The 23,279-nt window shown below is 31.5% G+C and carries 22 protein-coding genes and 1 riboswitch; of the genes, 3 read left to right on the top strand and 19 right to left on the bottom strand.

Going from position 1 to position 23,279, the window contains the following annotated elements; all coding sequences use genetic code 11:
- Positions 1-51 precede the first annotated feature (51 nt).
- The 8 genes from E4100_RS04720 to queG all read right to left on the bottom strand — a co-directional run bounded on the left by E4100_RS04720 (position 52) and on the right by queG (position 8,432).
- Positions 52-1,314, bottom strand: coding sequence for an ABC transporter ATP-binding protein (locus E4100_RS04720; protein ID WP_135270894.1), 1,263 nt, complete (start codon positions 1,312-1,314; stop codon positions 52-54).
- 10 nt (positions 1,315-1,324) lie between these two features.
- A complete protein-coding gene (locus tag E4100_RS04715) occupies positions 1,325-2,371 on the bottom strand; it encodes a FecCD family ABC transporter permease (protein WP_135270893.1) in 1,047 nt (348 codons plus the stop codon).
- 12 nt (positions 2,372-2,383) lie between these two features.
- Positions 2,384-3,307 (bottom strand): ABC transporter substrate-binding protein, encoded by a 924-nt coding sequence (locus E4100_RS04710; RefSeq protein WP_135270892.1) that lies wholly within the window; start codon positions 3,305-3,307, stop codon positions 2,384-2,386.
- Between the two features lie 87 nt (positions 3,308-3,394).
- A riboswitch (cobalamin riboswitch) is annotated at positions 3,395-3,572 on the bottom strand.
- Between the two features lie 201 nt (positions 3,573-3,773).
- A complete protein-coding gene (locus tag E4100_RS04705) occupies positions 3,774-5,147 on the bottom strand; it encodes a VanW family protein (RefSeq protein ID WP_135270891.1) in 1,374 nt (457 codons plus the stop codon).
- A gap of 14 nt (positions 5,148-5,161) precedes the next feature.
- A complete protein-coding gene (nth, locus tag E4100_RS04700) occupies positions 5,162-5,821 on the bottom strand; it encodes an endonuclease III (RefSeq protein ID WP_135270890.1) in 660 nt (219 codons plus the stop codon).
- Positions 5,822-5,839: 18 nt separating this feature from the next.
- Entirely contained in the window at positions 5,840-6,121 is a 282-nt protein-coding gene (locus E4100_RS04695) for a DUF503 domain-containing protein (protein ID WP_135270889.1), read from the bottom strand.
- Between the two features lie 51 nt (positions 6,122-6,172).
- Positions 6,173-7,360 (bottom strand): glycine C-acetyltransferase, encoded by a 1,188-nt coding sequence (locus tag E4100_RS04690; RefSeq protein ID WP_135270888.1) that lies wholly within the window; start codon positions 7,358-7,360, stop codon positions 6,173-6,175.
- A gap of 52 nt (positions 7,361-7,412) precedes the next feature.
- Entirely contained in the window at positions 7,413-8,432 is a 1,020-nt protein-coding gene (gene queG / locus E4100_RS04685) for a tRNA epoxyqueuosine(34) reductase QueG (RefSeq protein ID WP_135270887.1), read from the bottom strand.
- A 91-nt stretch (positions 8,433-8,523) separates the two neighbouring features.
- On the opposite strand from queG, the gene rodA reads away from it, so the two are divergent.
- Positions 8,524-9,633 carry a rod shape-determining protein RodA gene (gene rodA / locus E4100_RS04680; protein WP_245196359.1) on the top strand — a complete coding sequence of 370 codons (1,110 nt, stop codon included), beginning with the start codon at positions 8,524-8,526 and terminating at the stop codon, positions 9,631-9,633.
- Between the two features lie 23 nt (positions 9,634-9,656).
- Here the strand turns inward: rodA and E4100_RS04675 are convergent, their stop codons facing one another.
- A complete protein-coding gene (locus E4100_RS04675; RefSeq protein ID WP_135270886.1) occupies positions 9,657-10,265 on the bottom strand; it encodes a thymidine kinase in 609 nt (202 codons plus the stop codon).
- Positions 10,266-10,297: 32 nt separating this feature from the next.
- A complete protein-coding gene (locus E4100_RS04670) occupies positions 10,298-10,981 on the bottom strand; it encodes an MgtC/SapB family protein (RefSeq protein ID WP_135270885.1) in 684 nt (227 codons plus the stop codon).
- Between the two features lie 67 nt (positions 10,982-11,048).
- Here E4100_RS04670 and E4100_RS04665 point away from each other — a divergent pair, with 67 nt between their 5' ends.
- Positions 11,049-11,402, top strand: a complete 354-nt coding sequence (locus tag E4100_RS04665; RefSeq protein WP_135270884.1) for a DUF1667 domain-containing protein — start codon at positions 11,049-11,051, stop codon at positions 11,400-11,402.
- Here the strand turns inward: E4100_RS04665 and E4100_RS04660 are convergent.
- The 5 genes from E4100_RS04660 to E4100_RS04640 form a co-directional block, all read right to left on the bottom strand.
- A complete protein-coding gene (locus tag E4100_RS04660) occupies positions 11,384-12,745 on the bottom strand; it encodes an MATE family efflux transporter (protein WP_135270883.1) in 1,362 nt (453 codons plus the stop codon). The two genes, E4100_RS04665 and E4100_RS04660, sit on opposite strands and share 19 nt — an antisense overlap.
- Before the next feature lie 70 nt (positions 12,746-12,815).
- Positions 12,816-13,568: a type I methionyl aminopeptidase gene (gene map / locus E4100_RS04655; RefSeq protein WP_135270882.1), complete on the bottom strand. Its 753-nt coding sequence runs from the start codon at positions 13,566-13,568 to the stop codon at positions 12,816-12,818.
- A 4-nt stretch (positions 13,569-13,572) separates the two neighbouring features.
- Entirely contained in the window at positions 13,573-14,508 is a 936-nt protein-coding gene (locus E4100_RS04650; RefSeq protein WP_135270881.1) for a tetratricopeptide repeat protein, read from the bottom strand.
- Positions 14,509-14,539: 31 nt separating this feature from the next.
- Positions 14,540-15,346 (bottom strand): nitroreductase family protein, encoded by an 807-nt coding sequence (locus E4100_RS04645; RefSeq protein WP_135270880.1) that lies wholly within the window; start codon positions 15,344-15,346, stop codon positions 14,540-14,542.
- Positions 15,347-15,363: 17 nt separating this feature from the next.
- Complete coding sequence (locus E4100_RS04640; protein WP_167792077.1) at positions 15,364-15,927, bottom strand: phosphatase PAP2 family protein; 564 nt, start codon at positions 15,925-15,927, stop codon at positions 15,364-15,366.
- A 100-nt stretch (positions 15,928-16,027) separates the two neighbouring features.
- Here E4100_RS04640 and E4100_RS04635 point away from each other — a divergent pair, with 100 nt between their 5' ends.
- On the top strand, positions 16,028-17,896 hold the full coding sequence (locus E4100_RS04635) for an ATP-dependent helicase (RefSeq protein WP_135270878.1): 1,869 nt from the start codon (positions 16,028-16,030) through the stop codon (positions 17,894-17,896).
- Here E4100_RS04635 and E4100_RS04630 read toward each other — a convergent pair.
- From E4100_RS04630 to E4100_RS04615, 4 genes are all read right to left on the bottom strand, one after another.
- The gene (locus E4100_RS04630) at positions 17,889-18,614 is read right to left on the bottom strand and encodes an HAD family hydrolase (RefSeq protein ID WP_135270877.1); all 726 of its coding nucleotides are present in this window, start codon (positions 18,612-18,614) and stop codon (positions 17,889-17,891) included. The two genes, E4100_RS04635 and E4100_RS04630, sit on opposite strands and share 8 nt — an antisense overlap.
- A 324-nt stretch (positions 18,615-18,938) precedes the next feature.
- Positions 18,939-20,465 carry an oligopeptide/dipeptide ABC transporter ATP-binding protein gene (locus E4100_RS09540; protein ID WP_135270876.1) on the bottom strand — a complete coding sequence of 509 codons (1,527 nt, stop codon included), beginning with the start codon at positions 20,463-20,465 and terminating at the stop codon, positions 18,939-18,941.
- Positions 20,458-21,450 carry an ABC transporter ATP-binding protein gene (locus E4100_RS04620; protein WP_135270875.1) on the bottom strand — a complete coding sequence of 331 codons (993 nt, stop codon included), beginning with the start codon at positions 21,448-21,450 and terminating at the stop codon, positions 20,458-20,460. Before E4100_RS04620 ends, E4100_RS09540 begins: the two co-directional genes overlap by 8 nt.
- Positions 21,451-21,462: 12 nt before the next feature.
- Positions 21,463-23,277, bottom strand: coding sequence for an ABC transporter permease subunit (locus E4100_RS04615; RefSeq protein WP_135270874.1), 1,815 nt, complete (start codon positions 23,275-23,277; stop codon positions 21,463-21,465).
- Between the last annotated feature and the right edge of the window lie 2 nt (positions 23,278-23,279).

Raw genomic sequence — 23,279 nt, 5'->3', positions numbered from 1 at the left:
TCATCTCCATGTTTTTAATATTTATATATAAATATTGTATCATAGGAGAAATTATTTAAACCTATAATTTTCTAAATAATTCATTAATTCATCGATTGAATTTAAAACAATCATGCCCTTTAAAATTAGTTCATCTATTACTTTTGTAGCTATACCATTTGTATAATCAATATTTTTATCATCATCTTCTTTTACATAAATAACTTTTTTGCCTTCATTTATTGCTGTGAGTGCCATCTCTAAGTTTAATAGATTCCCATGTCCAATTGGAACTTGTGCTATGACAACTATGTCTTTAGTTCTCATTAAATTCAGATTTTCTTTACTTGTCTCATCTTTGATTGCTGAAAATGGTTTTTCTTCAATCATATCGATTTTTAGACTCTTAGCTAATTGCCAATCGCTGTCCCCAACATTTAAAACACCAACGCTTAAGTCAATTCCTTCTTTTAAAAGCCTTGAGATAATCACTTGCCCGCTTCCTCCACCTGCTATCAAATGAATGCTGGGAAATGAAGTGTTTTTTTCTCTTTTTTTCAGTTCAATGGGCGTTACAAATAAGGAGTTTGTAAATTTATTTAACTCCACTATAGCCCTTGTATTGTATGCATTTTCTATATTGGAGGCTGTTAAAACTTCATCTACATTCCCTGATTTCAATATCTGACCGTCTTTTAACAATACTAACTTGTCAGAATATCTACTAGCTAAATTCAAATCATGTAATACAGATATTATTGTTAAGTTTTGTTTTTTGTTTAATTCTTTTAATAATTCCAATACTTCAATCTGATGATTTATATCTAGATGAGAAGTTGGCTCATCTAATAATATTATCTTTGGATCTTGAGCTAATGCTTTAGCTATCAAAGCTCTTTGCCTTTCTCCACCTGATATTTGTGTTATGAGCCTATCTTTTATCTCTAAAGTATTTGTCAATGCCATAGCTCTATAAGATATATCATAATCATACTTTCCATCATTTTGAAATCGCTTTTGAAAAGGATATCTTCCCATGAATACAAGTTCTTCAATACTAAATTCAAAATCTAAATAAGTATCTTGTGGAACAAAAGAAACAATCCTAGCTAATTCTTTTCTAGTATAATCTCTAATATTTTTCCCATATATAGAAATGTTCCCATCATAGTTTTCATAAATATTGTTTATTACCTTTAATAATGTTGACTTTCCAGCCCCATTTGGCCCAATAATACTAAGAAATTGCCCTTCTTCAATGGTTAGATTTATATCTTTTAATACTTTTTGTTTTCCATATCCAAACTCTACTTTGTTCAAATTAATAATATTCATATGAATTTCCTCACATCATTTTCTTTTTACTTCTCAATAGGTAAATAAAAAATGGTCCTCCAAACATCGCAGTAATTATGCCAACAGGTATCTCTACTGGAGAAATCAATGTTCTTGAAATAGTATCTGTAACTATCATAAATATCGCTCCCACCATCGCAGAAGAAGGAATCAAAATCCTATGATCAGGTCCAAATATTATTCTGGTTATATGTGGAATGATAAGTCCCACAAATCCAATTATACCGCTTACAGAGACAACTAATGAAGTAAGTAAAGTCCCAAGGACTAAAATTATTTGCTTAGTTCTCTCTACATTTACCCCCATACTTTTTGCAGTTTCATCACCTGTAAGTAATATATTAAGCTCTTTTGAATAATAGATTAGTACAACTATAGTCAACAATATTGGTATAGATAAGGTTTTTACTGGATTCCAACCCTTTCCTGATAAACTGCCCATAGTCCAATATATTATTCTAGACATATCATTAGAATTAAAAACCATCAAAAAAGACATTATTGCAGTAAAAAACTGCCCTACTGCAACTCCAGCAAGAAGTAGAGTGTTTGTAGATAATTTATTGTTTATTTTCCCTATATTGTAAACTATAAATACAGCTACTATCGCTCCAATAAATGCCGCAAGAGTAATGCTTGAAAATCCGTATTTAACATATTCGAATTTGCTAATTATGGCAATAGTAGCTCCTAATGCAGCCCCAGATGAGACCCCTAATATATAGGGGTCTGCCATTGGGTTTTTTAGTAGCCCTTGAAAAGACACTCCAGCAACTGATAGGCTAGCTCCAACCATCATTCCCAAAATTACTCTTGGTAATCTCACATTCCAGATTATTGCAAATTGAGCATCTGTAATATTTTCTACATTTATATATTTATTTATTATGGGCATCTTTGAGAGAATAACTCTATATACATCTAGTACTTTTATATTTGCGCTGCCTATCGCAGATGCCATAGCTACAATTATAATGAGTAACATTAATAAGCTAATTAAAACTCTGAATTTTGATTCTTTATGGTAGAGTTTCATTTTACCACAACTCTAATCTATTTCTGGATGAATTGCTTTAGCTATTTCTTCTAAGCCTTGAATAATCCTTGGTCCAGCTCTTGAGACTATATCAGCATCTAAGAAATATACCTGTGAATTCTTTATCGCATCAATATTCTCAAATCCAGGTCTTTCTTTTAGTGTTTCCAATGTAGTAGTTGAATCGTCTGGAATAAGATAAACTTCTGGATTTTTTTCAATCAATTTTTCTACATCATATTGTGGATAAGGGCTATCAGCATCTTTTGCAATATTCTCCCCACCAGCTAGATTAATAAGTTCATCTATGAAAGACCCTGGTCCTGCTGTCATCAGTGGATCATTGTATACTTCATAGAAAACTCTCTTTGTTTCCAAATCTTTAACTTTTGATATGATCTCATCTCTTTCGGATTTCATATCTTCTACTACCTCTTTTGCTTTATCACTGTTTCCTGTAAGTACTCCGATTTTTTCTATTGTATCCATTACATCATCAATAGTTTCTGGCAAAAAACTAGCTACAACTATTCCCGCCTCTTCAAACCTTTTATTGTCTTCTTCACTACCTTGTCCATAATTTATTACTAAATCAGGCTCAAGAGCTATTATCATTTCTAGATTCCACCCATCAAAGCCACCTACTTTTTCTATCTCTTTAACTTCTTCAGGATAATCATCTGCTGTAGTTACACCAACAACTTTTTCCCCAGCCCCTATTGCAAATAGTATTTCAGTTTGGCTAGGTGCCAAAGAAACTATTTTCTCAGCTGGTTTTTCAAGTGTGATGACTTTTCCAAAATCATCAGTAATTTCTATGGTCTCTGCAACTTGTTGAGGATTGTCTTCAGCAGGGCTTGTAGAGCTGCTACAACCTGATATACTCCCTAAAATTATCAACAGTGCTAATAACAAATACAAACTTCTCTTTTTCATTCTTTTACCCTCCTTGATCTAATTAATGAACATAAAAAAGCTTACCATGGAGGTAAGCACAAAAAAACTTATACACATCCCTCCCTCCGAGGCTAATAAATTTAGGCAGATATCCTGACTTATGCTTCATTCTACTCTCAACGCCTTCCCAGTTTCCCAGTGGCATAATGTTGATTTCGTCAGCATTCACAGTAGCGGGGGCTGTAATGGATTTACACCATTTTCCCTTTTAAATCTAAAAGATACCTAAATTTTATTAAATTGTCATATATATGATAACAAATTAATTGATTTTTATCAATCCTATTCAATACTTAAAATTGTGTCAATTAATTGTTGGAAAACAATTAAAAATAAAAATTCTAAGCATATATTTTAAGCCATCTTCCTTCTATCCTATATATAAGGAAATTTACTCTCAATTTTTTTGTCCAACAATTATTTTACACCAAGAACACTTATTATTTTAATCAGTGATTTCTACTTCTTGTGGATCTTCTTTTTCAGGCCCTACTTCGTAGATATAATCTTTTTCTTTATAGTAATCTGATGATATTTTTGTCTTTTCAATTACTTTTCCATTAACAATCTTATATTTATAAGTCGCAACTTTATAGCCATTTCTTCCCTCTTGTAGTAAGTTTCTTGTCCCTGGTTCAAGATTATCATTTAGTTTTTCTACAGTCTTATATGGTATAGTCTCAATTAATTCTGTGCCTATTTTTATCTCGTAATTTCTATTTGCAGCATCACCATAAATATAGAAATGAACTGTTTTATCTATTATCTTTGTATCAATGTAAATAGGAAAATCGAAATTGTTTTTAAATACTAAATCATAGTAAATTCCAGCAACTGCTGCATCAGTTCCTTTTGGAACGTAAGCAGGTGGAATTGAATGAGGATGGCGCTCCAAAATCTCTAAATCCGCCAGTAAAAGTGTGTTATATAAAGTCGTAGATGTTTGACAGACTCCTCCTCCTATACCAGGCGTCAGCTCCCCATTTACTATTACCGGTGCATCCTCATACCCATTTTTTGAGCTCCTTGGCCCTGTTGTTTCATTATATGAAACTACTTCTCCAGGCAAAACAATTTTCCCTTTAAAAGAATTTGCCGACAATACTATATTATTTATCCTTCCACTTGCACTAGATTTAAAACTAGTTGAGAAATGAGCAAGTAGCCCATTAACCTTATTATATAGTTTTTTAGTAATTTCTGGCTCTAATTTCTCATAAGGTACATATATGTCATCTAATTGACCAATATTTGACTCTATCATTGATTTTAATTTAACTTTATTCACTTCATATCCAATTACTTCATCAGTTATATGAAAATTTTCTCCGTCAAATTTAAGAGATGCATTTTTTGGTTCTTCATACAACATTTTACTTATCTCATCAATATGTTTATCAATGAGATTTGGATCATAATAGTACATTAATTCAATATTTACTGGATTTTTCTTTAGATTATTAATGAATTTTAGTCTATCAATAAAACTACCTTCTCTGCCGACATTGTGAGCCTCATCAACTGCCTTTTCATAGTTATAATCATATCCTAAATCTTTTAATGGCAATATATATTCAAATTCATTATTTCTTTCTGATAATATTGTCATTTTTTGCGATTCAATTTCTTTTTGCTTTTTCCCCTCTAATAGTTTAACTGCTTCCTCTTTGCTATAATCCGATAGCTCAATACCATCTACATGTACACCTTCATAAAAATATCCACTATTTAGCTTATTATCAATATAAAAATAAAAAATTAGTGCAATTAATATTATACTCAAAGTAAATGTCAAAGCTAATTTCATGCTTCTTTTCATAAATTCTTCCCCTTTTATTTTCTCAAATTCAATACATTATTTTTGTAATATAAACATTTACTATTTATAGAGCATTCATAGCATGAAGGATTTCTAGCCTTGCAAATATTTCTTCCGTGAAATATGAGAAGGTGATGAGCTTTACTCCATCTTTCTTTTGGAATTATCCCCATAAGATCTTTCTCTGTGCCTTCTACAGTTGAACTATTAGCTAGCCCAATTCTATTTGATACTCTAAAAACATGTGTATCGACAGCGATTGCTGGAATATCAAAAGCATTACTCAACACTACATTTGCTGTTTTTCTTCCAACCCCAGGTAATTTAATTAATTCATCAAAACTATCTGGCACTTTCCCATCGTAGTTCTCCTCTAGCATGATACATGCATTTATAATATTCTTAGATTTATTATTTGCTAATCCACAACTTTTTATTTTCTCCGCTAATTTTTCTTCTCCTAGATTCACATAGTCTCTGGGGGTTTTTAATTCTTTAAATAACACATCTGTGGTTTTATTCACTCTTACATCTGTGCACTGCGCAGAGAGTATTGTCGCTATTAAAAGCTCAAATTCATTGCTAAAATTCAATTGAGCTTTCGCATTTGGATATGTTTTTTCTAATATAGTAAGCACTTCTAGTGCATCTTTTTTTGATAATTTTTTGTTCATTTAAATTTAATACTCCTATTAATAATAATTTATAACGCTATTAATTATTTCTATCCTATCATCTAACTCCAAAAAATCAATACATTCTTGAATTATTTTATTAACATTAGTCATGCCATTAGACACAGTGCAAAAGGCTATAGATGATTTGTTCCATATATCGTTATCTCCAACTTCCGATATAGAAATATTATATCTGCGTTTCATTTTTTCTATTATACTTTTTATTACCATTCTCTTGTCCTTCAATGAATATGACTCATATATATATAATTCAATTTCACAACAACCTACGATCATAATATCACCTTTATTAAAAATTAAGGGAAGATTAATCTCCCCTTAATTACCTTATATAAGCCCCATCTCTCTACCAACTTTATTAAATACCTCAACAGCAATATCCAGTTGTTCTTTGGAATGAGCTGCTGTAACCATACATCTAACTCTGCCTGTATTCTTAGGAACAGTTGGAAATACAATTCCTGATACGAATACACCATTTTCAAGTAGTTTTCTGGAAAATTCCATTGTCTTTCCCTCTTCTCCAATTATAACAGGTGTAATTGGAGTTTGGCTGTTTCCTATATCAAATCCTGATTGGCTCATCTTTTCCTTGAAATACTTTGCATTATCCCAGAGTTTATCTGTATATTCAGTTGATTCCATCAACATTTTTATAGCTTCAATTGATGCCCCGACTGCTGCTGGAGGCAATGAGGTTGAGAAAAGTGCAGGTCTAGCTCTATGGCTTAACCATTCATACATAGTTTGGGAACCTGCTACGTACCCACCAACAGAACCAATTGCTTTTGATAATGTTCCAATAGAAAAATCCACTCTGTTGTGAAGTTTAAAATGATCTACAGTTCCCCTTCCACTTTCACCTAATACACCTGACCCATGCGCATCATCTACATATGTCATTGCATCATACTTTTCAGCTAATTCAACTATTTCAGGCAGTTTAGCAATGTCCCCATCCATGCTAAATACTCCATCGGTTATGACAAGTATATTTTTGTATTTTTTTCTACTCTCTTTTAATACTTTTTCTAAGCTATCCATGTCAGAATGTTTATATATCGCTCTATCAGCTTTAGATAGCCTAGAACCATCTATTATTGAAGCGTGATTCAACTCATCTGAAATAATTATATCTCCTTCTTCAGTGATTGCCTGTATTGTTCCTGCGTTGCAATTAAAACCAGATTGATAGACAAATACAGCCTCTTCCCTTTTGAATTCTGAAAGTATTTTTTCTAAATCCTCATGAATCTTCATATTTCCAATTATCGTTCTTACAGCGCCTGATCCCGCACCGTATTCTTCAACAGCTTTTATCGCTGCTTTTCTAAGCCTTTCATGGTTCGCAAACCCAAGATAGTTGTTAGAGGATAAGTTAATAACTCTTTTCCCATTCAAAATAACTTCAGGGCCTGTAGGAGAATCTAAAACGGGTAATTTTCTATAGACTCCTTGATCTTTTAATTCCTGAATCTTCTCTTTTAAAAAGTTCAACTCATGTACATTCGACACTTATATCCCTCCAAATTTTAAATTTACAATAGAATTATATCATATTACTAATCTATTTAGATGAAAATTTTGTTATATATCTAGCAATATATGGCTTTAAAAGTTCCGACTTGTTCTCCATTAGATATTCAACTATTTCATCATCTATATATCCGATATTTTCTAGCGCAATGATTGCATTTCTTACTAATACATTTTTGCCTCTCCAACTTCCCGCCATATCACCATATTTATTTTTGAACTCTTCGTTGCTCATAATTAAGATCTCTTTAATATATACTACTCCATTTGTTTTATATGGTTTGAATTCATCGAAAGTGGATTCTTTTATATTTTTATTTTTAGGGCATACCATCTGACATATGTCACATCCATAGATATTTATACCCATTTTTTTACTTTCCTCTTCGTCTAAGTACTTTTTCGTTTGAGTAAGATATGAAATACATTTTTTTGGATTCAGTTTATATGGTTCTTCAATAGCTTTTCCTGGACAGCTTCTCATACAAATATCACATTCTCCACATTGTGATTCTATTGGAGAATTGTATTTGTCTAAATACAGATCTGTAAGTATATATCCTATAAAAATAAATGAACCGTAAGTCTGGTTAATTATGCTCGTATTTTTTCCGTAATAGCCTATACCGGCTTTATAAGCAATTTCTCTATCTACTAATGGTGAAGTATCCGTTATTATCGAGTAATCAAATTTTTCATATTGTGATAATTCATCCACTAACTTTTGCAAATATTTTTTAATCACTAGATGATAATCCATCCCCCAAGATGATCTAGATAGCTTACCAAAGAGTCTATCCTTACTGTCATTTCCATTAAAATTTGCATAGAAGTAAGGAAAACCAACTACAATTATGCTATTTGCTTCCCCCATGATTTTCTTTGGATCTATTCTCTTTTGTAAATCACTAGCCTCAAATTCTGTGTTGAGTTTCTTATCAACTCTATCCTTAAGCTTATTTTTAATCCTGTTTAAAGGGGTTATATCTGTAAATCCTATTAAATCTAGGCCTAATTCTAATGCTAAATTTTTTATTAATTCAACTTTCATTCTATCACCTACTATTAATTGTTACACTTAAATCATGCTATCAGATTCAAATTAAATATGTTATAATATCAGTGGAAAAGGGGTAGATTTAATGATTATTAACTTAAATAAAAAATCCTTTAAGAAATTTGACTTCGTGTTGTTAGTTACAACTATTCTATTGTCTATCTATGGAATAGTTATGATATATTCAGCTACTTTAAGCTTAAATAGCACTAGATATGTTGAAACTCAAGCCATATCAACAATTATTGGATTGATAGCAATATTAGTCCTTATATTCTTTGACTACCAGATTTTAGAAAAACTATACATCCCAATTTATATTTTGTCAATTGGTTTATTAGTTGCTGTTTTACTTGTAGGAGTAGGAGATGAACAATGGGGTTCAAGATCTTGGCTTTACATAGGATCATTTGGATTTCAACCTGCCGAATTTGCTAAGTTAGGGATCATTATCTCATTAGCAAAAATAATTGATAAAAATAAAGAAAATATAAATTCTCCAAAGGTTTTAGCAAAAGTCTTAATTTTTGCATTTGTACCAGTTGCTCTTATTTTAAGGCAGCCTGATTTAGGTACAGCTATAGTATTTGTTTTTTTTACTGCTGTAATGTTATTTGTGGCTGGTCTAAGGATAAAGTACTACTTAGTAGCATTAGGTGCTGGAATACTAAGTTTACCGATTGTCTGGCTACAAATGGATAACTATCAAAAAGAGAGAATTCTAAACTTTATAAACCCTGAAAGAGATGCTTCCAACACTGGCTACCAAGCATTGCAAAGTAAAATTGCTATAGGTAGCGGAAAGATATTTGGCAGAGGACTGTTTAATGGTACACAGACTCAATTAAACTATCTTCCAGAAAAACAAACTGATTTTATCTTTGCTGTGCTTGTAGAAGAGCTTGGTTTTATTGGAGGAGCAATATTATTGCTACTTTACTTCATAATGTTAATGAGAATGATAAAAATCGCTAAAAATACAACAGATACTTTTGCTTCATTGGTAATTACAGGAATAGCATCTCTGATGTTCTTTCACATTTTCCAAAATGTAGGAATGACAATTGGGCTTATGCCTATTACAGGAATTCCCCTACCATTTATGAGTTATGGTGGTACTTTTCAATTGATAAATTTAGTCTGTGTAGGAATAGTACTCAGCATCGGATTACACAAAGAGGGTTTGAATTTTTAAAAGGGTTGAAAAAATCAACCCTTTTATAATAATGTAACTTGGTTTTTATTTATGATAGCATCTTCTTCTTTTTTTTCTTTTAAGTAGCAGCTTCTACAAAGTGGCTCATATTCTCTCGATGCTCCTATGACTACTCTTTCTTTATCTTTGGTCTTTCTGTGACTAATCCAAGCATCGCTACCACACTTTACACACACAGCATGATGTTTTGTCAGATAATCTGCAATTGGCATCAATTCTTTTACGATTTCAAATGGTTTGCCTTCAAAGTCTACATCAAGTCCAGCTACAATTACCGTTATATCCCTTGATAAAAATTCAGTAATAGTATCTATGATATCTTTTATTTCCCCCTCTAAAAATTGAATCTCATCTATAGCTATTACTTCCGGATTACTATTCTCGCAATATATTTTTATATTCTCTATATTTTCAACTAAAATAGCTTCAATGCTCATCTCATCATGTGAAATTATATCAGAACTCTTAAATCTCGTATCTACTGTTGGTTTAAAAGCAACTGTTTTATATCCAGCAATATTAAACCTTTTGACATCTTTTTCCAATGACGAAGTTTTCCCTGAAAACATAGAGCCTGTATGAATAATTAACTTTCCTTTATATTGATGCAATGCTATTACCTCCACACTAAATTATTCTGTAGTTATTTTTTAACTCCAATATCTTTACCATCTATTTCAACTGAATTTATACCCTCTATCATACTTAGCATTTGTATAAATTCAAAGTCATTTGACCCAACAGGTCTTTTTATAGAAAAATTCATTTCTATAATGCTATCTCCCGATTCTAATTTCTTAATTTCGCTAATTTCTATATTTTTAATTGTGATATTGTTTTTACCTAATACAGTCCCTATTTCTCCAATTAAGCCATTTCTTTCTCTGCTTATTATAGTGAGTTGACTATAAGCATCAGACAATATTGTTTTTTCTAATTTTCCTAAATAAATTAAAGATAACAAAGCGATTATACTTGTCACGATCGCCGCAAAGTAAAACCCCTGACCTATTGCTAATCCAATACCTGCACACACCCATAAACTAGCAGCGGTCGTTAGCCCCTTAATTGTATTTCCATTTCTTAAAATTGTACCTGCACCTAGAAACCCAATTCCGCTTACAACTTGTGCAGCAATTCTTGTTGAATCAGCTCCATCAGTTGCACCATTGATTGATACTAACATCATTAATGTTGAACCAACGCTTACTAATATATGTGTTCTAAACCCAGCAGGTCTATTGCTAGCTTCCCTTTCCATTCCTATAAGGCCTCCAACTATAGCTGCCAAAATAAGTCTAACAAATATATCGCTATTTCTTATCATCCTTTTGCTCCTCCTCATTATTGAATAGGGCTATATTTATGCTATAATTATAATCGAGGTGTATAAAATGAACAAATTATTCTCATGCCAAGGTTGTAAAAACAATTGCACTATCGAAATTACAAAAGACGATGAACACATCAAATACAATGGTTATAAGTGTTCTAAAGGCCTTTCCTATGCAAAATTAAATTCTGCAGAAGAATCCAAAATAGTGACTGCAAGAGCAATCCTTACTAATGGGAAAATGTCAAAAATCCCTGTTAGGACAACACGTGCAATACCTTCTTATCTTATAGCAGATGTAATTAAGCTGATAGAAAATACTAAAGTTGAAGCCCCAGTAGAAAAAGGAACTATCGTAATCAAAAATGTTTTAAATACTGGTGCTGATGTTATTGCTCAACGAAGAGTAGTGTGATATATGTCTTTTCTAAATTCCAAAGTTATCATTATATATAGAATTATACCCTTTAAAACACTTGACATACTTATTGCCCACCAAACACCTTCAACTCCTAACGCTGTACTCGATAAAATAATTGCTGCTGGTACTCTTAAAATATTTAATGTTGTCCCGACAATTGTTGGAGGTAAAGTTCTCCCTAATCCATTGAAGGATCCAGCAGTTCCTATTTCAAGACTCATAAATGCTTGAGATAGACCTAATATTCTTAAATAAGAGCCACCAGCTTTTATTGCCAATGCGTCCTCAGGTGTAAATATGCTAAAAATAGATTCAGGAATCAATATAAATAGTAAAGAAACTGCTAACCCAAATCCTGTTAGAACTCGAATACCTTTATGATATCCTTCTTTCACTCTATGATACTTCTTTGCTCCGTAATTTTGCCCAACAAATGCCGACAAGGCCGCAGAAAATCCGTCAGAAGTAGTCCATGAAAGAGATTCTATTTGTGATCCAACTGTCATCACTGCAATTGGTAAAGCCCCAAATTTTGCAATTATTCTAGTTATTATCATACTTACAAAAGCATGCACTGTATTTTGAGTTGCAGGTGGTAGTCCGAGTTTTATTATATTTATAGATTTAGTAAGATCGATCTTTTTTAATATTTTTACATGTGAGTAAATAAGATCATTCCTCTTTCCAGCAACTACAAAGCCTATTGTGACAATAAATTGAGATAATATTGTAGCCACTGCAGCTCCTTGTATCCCCATTTTCGGGAAGGGCCCTATTCCAAAAATGAGCATTGGATCAATTATTATGTTAAATAAAAGCCCAACTGCATTAGTTCTAAACGGAGTTACGCTATTTCCAGAACTATTAAGTGAAACTGAAAATATTGGGTTCAATAAATGAAAAATAATACCCATTCCTATTATTCTTAAATAAGATTCACTCATATGTATTACATCTAACTCTTTTAAATTAAAAAATGAAATAAGTTCTTTATTAAATATTGTTAAAATGGTAGCGTAAATAGCTGCTATAATAATGCCAGTTTGAAAGCCAGTGTTTATGTATTCCTTCGCTTTATTTGTATCGCCTTTCCCTATATTTTGAGCTACATTTACTCCTAACCCAACTTGTGTGATTAGAACTAGCGAGTTTGCAAGCCACAAGAAAAAACCTGCTGTGCCTGCTGCTGCTACTGCCTTAGTGCTAAGCCTACCTAACCACATGACATCTGTAAGATTATATGCCATCTGTATAAATGAAGTTCCCATTATTGGAATTGCTAACTTTGTAAGGGTTTTAATAATATTTCCTTCAGTTAATTTAATATCTTTTGCCATTCTTCCCTCCACAACGGTAAAATGAAATTTTAAGCTCCTGCCTATTTTGATATTTGCTGGAGCTTAAAATCTATAAATCTTGATTGGTTAAAATCATTGGCCCATCTTTCATGATTGCGATAGTATGTTCATATTGAGCTGACAATTTGCCATCTAATGTTCTTGCTGTCCATTCATTGTCATCTATTTTTATTGAATACACACCTTCATTGACCATAGGCTCAATAGTTATTACCATTCCTTCAGTTAATCTAATCCCTCTGTTTGGCTTTCCATAATGAGGCACTTGTGGGTCTTCATGCATTTGTTTACCTATACCATGACCTACAAAATCTCTTACAACAGAGTATCCATTTGATTCAACAAAAGTTTGAATTGCATATCCAATATCTCCTAATCTATTTCCAACAACAGCTTGTTCTATTCCTATATACAGCGCTTCTTTCGTGACATCTAAAAGATTTTTGGCTTTTTCTGATACTTGCCCCACAGCATAAGACCATGCTGAATCAGCTAGGTAGCCATCATATTTTACAACCATATCTATTGTAACTATGTCTCCTTCTTTTAATGGTTCTTTTCTTGGAAATCCATGACATATCTCATCATTGACAGATGCACATATTGAATAAGGGAAACCCCTATATCCCTTTTGCTCAGGAAATGCACCAATGCTGATCAAATATTCTTCTACAAAACGATCCAATTCTAAGGTAGAAACTCCTGGTTTTATCATCGTAGATAATTTTCTATGAACATCTGCTAAAATTTCACCCGCTTTTTTCATTTTCATAATTTCTTCTTGTGTCTTAATTGTTATCATTTTACTATCCTTTCTTCACATCGCTTATTTCATTTATAAATTTCTTATAAAGATCCGTCTTTCTCATTAATTCAAAATCGTTATCGGCGATTATCCAATAATATAAGCCTTTGTCTATCTCTGTTGCTATATATAAGTCGCTTATCGCTTTCTCATAATTTTTTAAGATTGCATAACAGCATGCTCTATTATAATATAGATCTGAGGCATTTGAATTGAAAATAATTCCTTCAGAAAGTACTGAAATAGCGTCTTCATATTTTTTTGCTTCAATATAAATCTCCGATAAATTTAAATATATCTTATCGTAATTTGGATTTAATTCTTTTGCAATATTATAATGTTTGACTGCAAAATCAGTTTTTTTAATTTCCTTATACACAACCGCTATGTTAAAATGTGATAAATAATATTCGGAAGAAGCTTCTAAACTTTTTTTAAGGTAATATAGACTTTTATCATAATCTTTTCGTCCCTCGTATATAGAGCCAATATTGTTTAAAACATATATATTATCTTCTTCTAATTCTAAAATTTTAAAATATTCACTTAGTGCTAACTCCTCATCTCCTAGTAAATCAGATAATCTAGCATGATTATATAGAACATCTACATCGTCACCATTATATAAAAGTATTTTTTTATAATTGTCTAATGCTTTTTTATAATCACCTATTTCCTCATATAAAATACCTAAATACTTAAGAGCATCAGTATAATTGGGATTAATACCTATAGCTTTTTCCAAAGCTAATATTGATTCTGATATTAATCCCATCTCATTTTTTACAACTCCAATATTAAAATATGCCATGGCTTTATCATTATCATCTGAAATAAATTCTATTGCTTTATTATAGAAAAAAACCGCCTTTTCTTTATCTCCATCTAGATATGACCTTTCTGCTAATAAAAAATAATTTTTTGCTTTAACTTCCATTTTCCATTCCTTTTATAAATTACAAATTTTTCTAAATTTTATATTTCCCAACAATAATATATTTTACATTCTTATGTTCAATTTGCTCTAAAACAAGCTCCCACTGGCTGTTCATCCCTTGAATTTTTGCTAATTCTTCGAAATAGTACATTATAATACCAGCATCTATATAACTAATATTCCCATCATCGATCAATAGTAGCTCAATATAGCCATCATGCAATATAAATCTCCATGGTTGTTTGTTTAATGTAGATGGTGCAAATCTAACGTAGAAAAACAAATCCCCTAATCCGCGATTCTCTAGCTCATCGATGTTGACATTTTTTTCGAAGTTGTCTATATAGACCATTTCTTCTACTCCGATTCTTTCACTAAAATGCTCTTCGGCAAAAGGACTCTTAGGTTTTGGGTACCCTATTGCTAATAAATAATTTAACCTTTCTGAGCCTTCCCCAAAAACTTTCTTCTTTAATTCAGAATTGACATTGCTTAAACTTATCCAGCAAGTTCCAATTCCTAAATTGTTTAACTCTGTAATGAGTTTTTCCATGAAATAACCACTATATATCATAGATACTGGCTTGATCGGTTCGTTCTCTAATGCAACATAATGAGGGCTTTCAATCATAACCCCTGAATATCCTGCAATTCCTTTAAGATTTTGAAAGATGTTTTCCCCATTTTCATATAATTTCATTTTAATTAAATATTGCTGAGCTTCAAAATTTATTTCCGAAATAATTTCATCAACTTTTTTGTAATCATTCTCCGCTAGTTGTTTATTCTTAAATTCTCTTGTTGATTTACGAGTCTTTAAAAAATTCATCATGTTCATAATAATCCCCCTCAATTTTATAATTCTATCATTGTAAATATATTATGTAATAATTGCACTGGCCATTGAAAATAATAGTGCACAATAAAAGCGCTAACCACTCCTAACATAGCTCCAGCCAACACATCTGATGGAAAATGAACCCCTAGGTAGATTCTACTTATTCCAATTAAAAAAGCAAACAGTATTGCAAAAGTCAATAATTGTGGATAATTAATTGAAATGATTGTAGCCATGCAAAAGCTAGCAGTAGTGTGCCCTGACGGAAAAGAATAATCTTTCATATCGATTCCAAAAGTATTTATATCATCTAATACTTTATATGGCCGTTGTCTGCCAAGTGTTCTTTTAAAAATTTGCACAAAAAATTGGCTAAACACAATTGCTACTAAAAGTTCAAAGCCAAAGAATCTAATTTCTTCATCTCCGAACAATATCAATGTAATAGATATAATTGTACTAGATATAGCTCCTCCGATATTTGTGCTATAAAACATGATCTTATCAAAATAGCTGTTTTTGATTCTTTTATTGAATATATTGATAAAATAGTCGTCAAACTTAAAAAGAAATTTTTTCATCATCCACCTCTTGACTTACTATTATTATAGTATATTATTACAAATGAATAAAGAGTATAATTAAAAACAGAGATATAATATTGTTTTTTAGGAGGATAAAATGCAATTAAGTGAAGAACAAAAGTATGCAGTCGCTCATTTATATGGTCCTGCTTTAGTATTAGCCGTACCAGGTTCAGGGAAAACAACAGTTTTAATTCATAGAATATATAATCTAATCAACTCAAAAAAAATTAATCCAAATAAAATACTTTCTATTACATTCAGCAAAGCTTCAGCTTTAGATATGAAGAGAAGATATCAAACTTTTTTCCATGAAAACTCAACAATTCCACCATTTATGACTATTCATGCTTTCTGTTATGAAATTATTCGTGCCCATGCAAAAAAGGAAAGTCGAAGATATTCTTTAATAGAAGATGAATCCGCAAATGTAAATAAATATGCACTTATATCAAGTATTTATAAGAGTATCAACAATAATATTATAACAGAAGAAAAATTGGAAAATTTTTTTTCATATGTAGGATACATCAAAAATATGTGTATAACGCCTGAAGAATTTACTAAGCACAAAAAAATAGATATAGAAAATTTCATTGAGATATTTTATATGTATGAAAAGTACAAAAATGAAAATAATTACATAGATTTTGATGATATGTTGTCGAAAACTTATGAAATTTTAACCACCAACAATAAAATATTGGATTATTACAGGCAAAAGTATGATTTTATACAGCTTGATGAAGGGCAAGATACATCAATTATTCAGTTGAAAATCATAAACCTGATTTCTAGTCCTTCTAACAATATTTTTATTGTAGCTGATGATGATCAATCAATATATGGATTTCGAGGCGCATATCCAAAGCAACTATTAGAATTTAACAAGATATATCCAAATGGTAGTATTTATTATTTGAAAGAAAATTATCGTTCATCAAAAAATATAGTAGATGCAAGTTATTCGTTCATTTCAAAAAATGTGAATAGATATGATAAAGACATTTTTACAAACAATCCGTATAAATCTCCTGTAAAAATATTAAAATTTAAATCTATTTTAGATCAATATGGGTTTATTATTGAAGATATAAATAAAAATTTAGATAAATCAATAGCAATACTTTACAGAAATAATTTGTCTTCCATAGGGTTAATTCATTTTTTAAACAAGAAAAATTATAAATTTTACATGCGAGATTTTAAATTAAAGTTTTTTAATCACTGGTTGTTAAGAGATATATTCTTTTTTATAGAATTTGCACATAACCCAAAAGATATTCATACGTACTCAAAGATATATTATAAAAAAAAGGGTTATATTTCTAAAAAAATGGTTTCTTGGGCATATACAAATACTAAAAATGGAAATGTGTTCTCAAATTTATTATCTTACCCTGGTCTAAGTGAGTTTTATAAAACCAGAATAAGAGAATTAGAACTTGATTTTAAAAAATTATGTAATCTACCAATAAAAGATGCTATTGATTATATAGTTTTTGATCTAAATTATAATGATTACATAAAAGAAAACTGTAATAGGCTAGGATATACATATGAGACAATAATGCAAATGGTTTTCTACTTAAAGTTAATAGCAGAAAATGCAAATACAATTGACGAATTCCGTTTCAAATTGGCAGGTTTAGAAAATGTTATAAAACAATCATCTCAAGAGAAAGCTAGTCTAACACTTTCTACAATTCATGGAGCAAAGGGCTTAGAATTTGATAAAGTAATAATTATTGACTTAATCAATGGTCAATTTCCTAGTTCTTCTAGCATAGATTTAAGAAACGAAGGAAGCTCCTTAGAATTTGAAGAAGAACGAAGATTATTCTATGTAGGTATGACCAGAGCAAAAGAAGAACTTGTACTTACATGTTATAACGTGTTAGATTCAACAATTGTTAAACAATCAGAGTTTATAGATGAATTGTATAGAATGAAAGATTTTAAATGATTTCAACATCGGATGTCAATTTGTATATGACATTCTTTCTTTCAACTATTATTTGAATTTTCTCAGATAAAGACTCATCATCTTTAATCATATTCAAAAGTTCTAGATTTGGATTTATAGTTATAGGATTTCCTACTAGTTTTAGCATAGAATAGTCTCCAGATGTATCGCCATAAGCAAAGCTCTCAGGTAGATTTACGTCATATTTCCCGATTATTTCACTGAGGGCTTTTTCTTTACTTTCAGAATCCCACATCTTGATCAGTTCACCTGTAAAACAATTGTTTTCATCAACCAAATACACAGATCCCCTATACTCAGTAGCTCCATATTTATTTGCCATCTCCGATACTAAAAAATCTGGACTACCCGAAATAAAAAATATATAATGACCCTTTTCTTTGTGCCATTCAATTTGCCTTCTTGAATATTTATACACCATATCCCAGTTTAACTCTATTACATGCTTTGCGATAAGCTCAATATAATCTTTTTTTATGCCTTTTAATTCTTGTACGTATACTTCCGCAAGTATCTCAAGATATTCCTCGAAATCCCCATATCTCTTTTCCCAATCTAGGTATGCCTTTTCAATCTTAGCATACCAAATTTCTGGGCTCACTATTTCAAAAGCAATTAATTTTCGAAAATGCTCTATCATTAAAGACTTTCTAAATATTGTTCCATCAATATCAAAAAATGCTGCAATATGACTCATTACAATCACTCCTTTAAATCCATGAGTTAATTCATAATCTAGGCTTTGTGATATTATATTTCTTATATTAATCATTGTCAAATTAAATATCGGCACAAAGTGCCGATATTTATAATCTTAATACGAAAAATATGATTAAGCCTAATACTATGAAAATGGGTGAGAAAACAAGAATTGCAGATATTATAATAGCCAAGATATCCTTTTTTTCTAATTCGAGATCCTCTTTTTCTTCTGCATTATCATCTTTATTGTTTTTCTCATTTAACCATTTAAAGGCACGATCAATTTTACTCTGAAAAAACAATTAAATCACATCATTTCTTAATTATTCTGATTCAACTTATGATGACAAGCAACAAAATGTCCTGGTCTCGCTTCTTCGAACTGAGGTTGAACTTGTGAACAAATTTCAGTTGCATACTTACATCTTGTATGGAATTTACATCCAGTAGGAGGCTTTATTGGGCTAGGTATATCTCCTTCTAGCACTTCTATTTTAGTGCCTTCAGCGTCAGTAGTTGGTATTGCCGATAACAGTGCTTCAGTATAAGGATGCATCATGTTTTCAAATATTTCTTCAGTATCAGCTAATTCAACAATATTTCCTAGATACATTACTCCAACTCTATCACTGATATATCTTATTACACTCAAATCATGACTGATAAACAAATATGTTAAGTTTTCTTGTTCTTTTAAATCTATCAATAGATTGATGATTTGAGATTGTATAGACACATCTAGTGCAGATACAGCTTCATCACATACTATAAACTTAGGGCTCAATGCAACTGATCTAGCAATCCCAATTCTTTGTCTTTGTCCACCAGAGAATTGATGAGGATATCTATGGACAAAATAAGGAGCTAGCCCACATTTTTCCATAGTGGATAAAATGTATTCTTGTGTTTGCTCACTATTTTTAGGAAACATATTGTGCGCAAATAAACCCTCTGATATAATCTGCCCTACTGTTAATCTAGGATTTAGAGAAGAATAAGGATCTTGGAATATGAGTTGCAAATCTTTTCTGAGCTTTCTCATCTCTTCTTCATCTAATTTTGCTAAATTTATCCCATCGTCTCTTTTGCTTTCATATTTTTCAAAGTCAGGATGATCTTTATACTTAGTTTTAAGATTGATAATCTCTGTTTCGTAATCAGCAATAATCTTATCTTTATTTTCCAGTTCTTTTCTTAATTTATCAATATTTTCATTATCGCTATCAGTTGACTTCCCTTTTGCTTTTTTCTCCTCAACTTTGATCATCAATTCCCTTATTTTGTCTCTTATCTCTTTAGCTTGTATTTTTACTTCATATTGGCTTGTTAGCACTTTTGAAATCTCTGAAAAATCATCTGCAACTAAAAAGCCTCCTATGAGTTCAACAATATCTAGATATTTATTTCTCGCTTTTTTCTCAATTTCACGATATTTTTCTAATGCTTTGTATTTTTCACTTTCATCAGCTAATTTTTCATAATTTTCTCTGTCTTCATTCTCCTTACGCCTTAGCTGATGAAGTTCTTTTACTTCTCTGTCTAAATTCTTATATGTTTCCAGAACATATTTAGGAGCTATATCTTCAATACTTCTTCCATAATATAATGTTCTTCCATCTGTTTGATCATATAATTGGAGTAAAGTTCTTCCTAGTGTTGACTTACCACATCCGCTCTCGCCAACTAGTCCAAAAGTCTCTCCTTCATAGATATCCAATGTTATATCCTCATTGGCTCTAACAAACAAATGCTCAGGACTAAAGAAAGTTCCTTTTTTAACAGGAAAATACTGTTTTAAATTTTCCACTCTTATTAATACTTTTTTACCATCTTTTATTTTAGGCATTCGCTCTCACCCCTTTCTGTGGATAAAAGCATCTAATTTGATGATCACTTTCTACTGTGTGTAGTTCAGGTTCTTCATTCTTGCACTTGTCAGTAGCATATTTACATCTTGGAGCGAACTTACATCCAACTGGCAAATCCAATGGATGAGGCACTGAACCAGGTATTGCTTCTAGTCGTTTCCCTTTTTCGGTATCTAACCTCGGAATAGAATACATTAACCCTTCAGTATAAGGATGCATGTATTTACTAATATCTGCAAAAATTGTTTTCCTTGGTGCTTTCTCAACTACTTGCCCGCAATACATTACAGCAACATCATCTGCCATTTGATTTATTACTCCTAAGTCGTGAGTAATAAATAAAATCGATGTACCTATTTGGGCTTTAAGGTCATTCATTAGTTTCAATATCTGTGCTTGAATTGTAACATCAAGAGCTGTAGTAGGTTCGTCTGCTATCAACAGTTTAGGCATACATGCCAAAGCCATCGCTATCATAACTCTCTGCCTCATACCTCCTGATAGTTGATGTGGATATTGTTTTGCAACTGACTCAGGATTAGGTATCTTAACAAGAGAAAGCATATTTACTACTTCCTTATTAGCTTGTTTTTTATTCATCTTCTGATGTATTATAAAAGGCTCTGCTACTTGCCTTTCTATAGTAAAGACTGGATTTAAAGAGGTCATTGGTTCTTGAAAAATAACAGAAATATCATTCCCTCTTATATGAGTCATTTCTCTAATAGGTACATCTGCTAAATTTTTACCATCAAATATAATTTTTCCACTTTCTATATAACCATTACCATCCAATAACTTGATAATGCTCATTGCAGATACACTTTTCCCACTTCCAGATTCGCCAACAAGCCCTAAAGTTCTTCCTTGATCTATTGAATAAGTTACACCATTTACTGCTTTTACTATGCCTCTTTTTGTTTTAAAAAATGTGTGAAGATCTCTAATTTCTAATAGTGCCATCTATTCTTCCCCCTAACGTTCTTGAGATTTAGGGTCAATCGCATCTCTTAATCCATCACCAATTAAGTTAATGCAAATAACGCATACACCTAAAATAATGGAAGCAAATACCCATCTCCACCAGTAATTTTGAATAACTATACTATTGTTAGCACCATATAGCATATTTCCCCATGTTGGCTGAGGAGCTTGTACCCCAAATCCAAGGTAGGATAAAGTAGCTTCTGTAAGCATACTAGTTGCAAAATCTAAAGTTGCAGAAACAATTATTACAGAAACAACATTTGGTAATATATGTTTAAAAATGATACTCACTTGCTTTATACCAACTGATTTAGCAGCAGTAACATATTCTTGTTCTCTAATCGATAGTATTTGAGCTCTAACAAGTCTTTGTAATCCTGGCCATGATAAAAGTCCTAAGATTACCATGATCAAAAATACTCTTTGATTTGGAGGTATTTTATTGCCAATCAGTGAAGACAATATCATCGCAAATGGTAAGAAAGGTAATGAAGAAACCATTTCTGAAATTCTTTGCAGTACCATATCTACTTTTCCTCCGACAAATCCAGAAACGCTTCCTACAACAATACCGATTATGGTTGATATGACAACAGCAACCGCTCCAATAAAGACTGACATCCTCCCACCGTTTATTAACCTAGAAAAAATATCTCTCCCAAGCTCATCAGTGCCTAAAAGATATCCCTTTAATCCCCAAGTATGAAGATTGTTATTTTCATCAATTGCGTAGTTTTGATAAGAGTCAGTAAAATAGCTTACAACCTTTGCATCTTTTAGCTCTGGTGGAACTTCTGTTTGTTTATAATTATTAGCTCCCCAAGAAACAATTCTTCCACTTTCAGTCAGTGCTGTATAGTGGTATCTTCCCCCTTGAATAGAAATAATTTTTTCGTCTAATTCTGGAGGATTCCCTTCTCCATTAGTTGAAATGTTCCCCCATACAAAAACTTTTCCATTTTCATTGACAGCAGCTACAGTGCTTGCAGTTGTCCCTATATCTACTATTTTCCCCATATTTTCAGGAAATCTAGTATATGCATTTTGTTGATTGCCTAGATATACTACTTCTCCTGATTTAGTTAATCCAATAACTCCATCAGACGTAGTAGCAACTTTATCAATTTGCCCTTGATATGGATTCTTCTCGTTATAATCATTGTTCATTGAATTTCCAAAATAATACACATATCCATCTTCAGTGACTACTACAGAAGATTGATAACCTGCTTCAATTTGTTTTATATTAGTGAGGTTCTCAACTTCATAAGTAGGGGTAGATTGCCTTTGCCTATTATTGCCTGAAAAGAATAATTTGCCATCTTCATTTAAAAAGATAATATGATCAAACCCGGCAGAAACTTGAACTATTTTCCCCATATCTTCCGGTATATTTGCAACATCTAAAGCTGATGATATTTTCGTTTTTCCCCATATATATACATCTCCATTGTTTGAAATGCCAACAGAAAAAGTTGGTCCAATAGAGATTTGCTTTATATTTCCCTGAAGTTCTTCAGGTACATCCATCATATCTAGCCCAGGTGCTACGTTTATTTGAGAAACTTCAGAAAAAGATGTAGTAATTGGAAATATAAATGGTCCGATTAAGACAATTAAAAGTATAATAGAAAACCCTATTAAGCCCGTCATAGCTACTTTATTATCTTTAAAATTCGATATTATAGTTCTGAAAGGGCTTTGGACTAGTTCTTCTTCATATATTGACATGTCACTTTTCCCGCCAAATAATCGCTTAAGGAGGGAAGGCTTTTTTTTCTTTTGATTTGTATCTTTTGACATAG

The organism is Soehngenia longivitae (assembly GCF_004684055.1).
GTDB classification, from domain to species: Bacteria; Bacillota; Clostridia; order Tissierellales; family Tissierellaceae; genus Soehngenia; species Soehngenia longivitae.
The sequence above is the reverse complement of the archived record's forward strand: the minus strand, read 5'-3'. Positions and strand labels throughout refer to the sequence as shown.

What these genes read in the sequence shown, in the direction of transcription:
- E4100_RS04720 (WP_135270894.1), bottom strand. Translation starts at nt 1,314, where the DNA reads ATGAATATTATTAATTTGAACAAAGTAGAGTTTGGATATGGAAAACAA.
- E4100_RS04715 (WP_135270893.1), bottom strand. Translation starts at nt 2,371, where the DNA reads ATGAAACTCTACCATAAAGAATCAAAATTCAGAGTTTTAATTAGCTTA.
- E4100_RS04710 (WP_135270892.1), bottom strand. Translation starts at nt 3,307, where the DNA reads ATGAAAAAGAGAAGTTTGTATTTGTTATTAGCACTGTTGATAATTTTA.
- E4100_RS04705 (WP_135270891.1), bottom strand. Translation starts at nt 5,147, where the DNA reads ATGAAAAGAAGCATGAAATTAGCTTTGACATTTACTTTGAGTATAATA.
- nth (WP_135270890.1), bottom strand. Translation starts at nt 5,821, where the DNA reads ATGAACAAAAAATTATCAAAAAAAGATGCACTAGAAGTGCTTACTATA.
- E4100_RS04695 (WP_135270889.1), bottom strand. Translation starts at nt 6,121, where the DNA reads ATGATCGTAGGTTGTTGTGAAATTGAATTATATATATATGAGTCATAT.
- queG (WP_135270887.1), bottom strand. Translation starts at nt 8,432, where the DNA reads ATGAAAGTTGAATTAATAAAAAATTTAGCATTAGAATTAGGCCTAGAT.
- rodA (WP_245196359.1), top strand. Translation starts at nt 8,524, where the DNA reads ATGATTATTAACTTAAATAAAAAATCCTTTAAGAAATTTGACTTCGTG.
- E4100_RS04670 (WP_135270885.1), bottom strand. Translation starts at nt 10,981, where the DNA reads ATGATAAGAAATAGCGATATATTTGTTAGACTTATTTTGGCAGCTATA.
- E4100_RS04665 (WP_135270884.1), top strand. Translation starts at nt 11,049, where the DNA reads ATGAACAAATTATTCTCATGCCAAGGTTGTAAAAACAATTGCACTATC.
- E4100_RS04660 (WP_135270883.1), bottom strand. Translation starts at nt 12,745, where the DNA reads ATGGCAAAAGATATTAAATTAACTGAAGGAAATATTATTAAAACCCTT.
- map (WP_135270882.1), bottom strand. Translation starts at nt 13,568, where the DNA reads ATGATAACAATTAAGACACAAGAAGAAATTATGAAAATGAAAAAAGCG.
- E4100_RS04650 (WP_135270881.1), bottom strand. Translation starts at nt 14,508, where the DNA reads ATGGAAGTTAAAGCAAAAAATTATTTTTTATTAGCAGAAAGGTCATAT.
- E4100_RS04645 (WP_135270880.1), bottom strand. Translation starts at nt 15,346, where the DNA reads ATGAACATGATGAATTTTTTAAAGACTCGTAAATCAACAAGAGAATTT.
- E4100_RS04640 (WP_167792077.1), bottom strand. Translation starts at nt 15,927, where the DNA reads ATGAAAAAATTTCTTTTTAAGTTTGACGACTATTTTATCAATATATTC.
- E4100_RS04635 (WP_135270878.1), top strand. Translation starts at nt 16,028, where the DNA reads ATGCAATTAAGTGAAGAACAAAAGTATGCAGTCGCTCATTTATATGGT.
- E4100_RS04630 (WP_135270877.1), bottom strand. Translation starts at nt 18,614, where the DNA reads ATGAGTCATATTGCAGCATTTTTTGATATTGATGGAACAATATTTAGA.
- E4100_RS09540 (WP_135270876.1), bottom strand. Translation starts at nt 20,465, where the DNA reads ATGCCTAAAATAAAAGATGGTAAAAAAGTATTAATAAGAGTGGAAAAT.
- E4100_RS04620 (WP_135270875.1), bottom strand. Translation starts at nt 21,450, where the DNA reads ATGGCACTATTAGAAATTAGAGATCTTCACACATTTTTTAAAACAAAA.
- E4100_RS04615 (WP_135270874.1), bottom strand. Translation starts at nt 23,277, where the DNA reads ATGTCAAAAGATACAAATCAAAAGAAAAAAAAGCCTTCCCTCCTTAAG.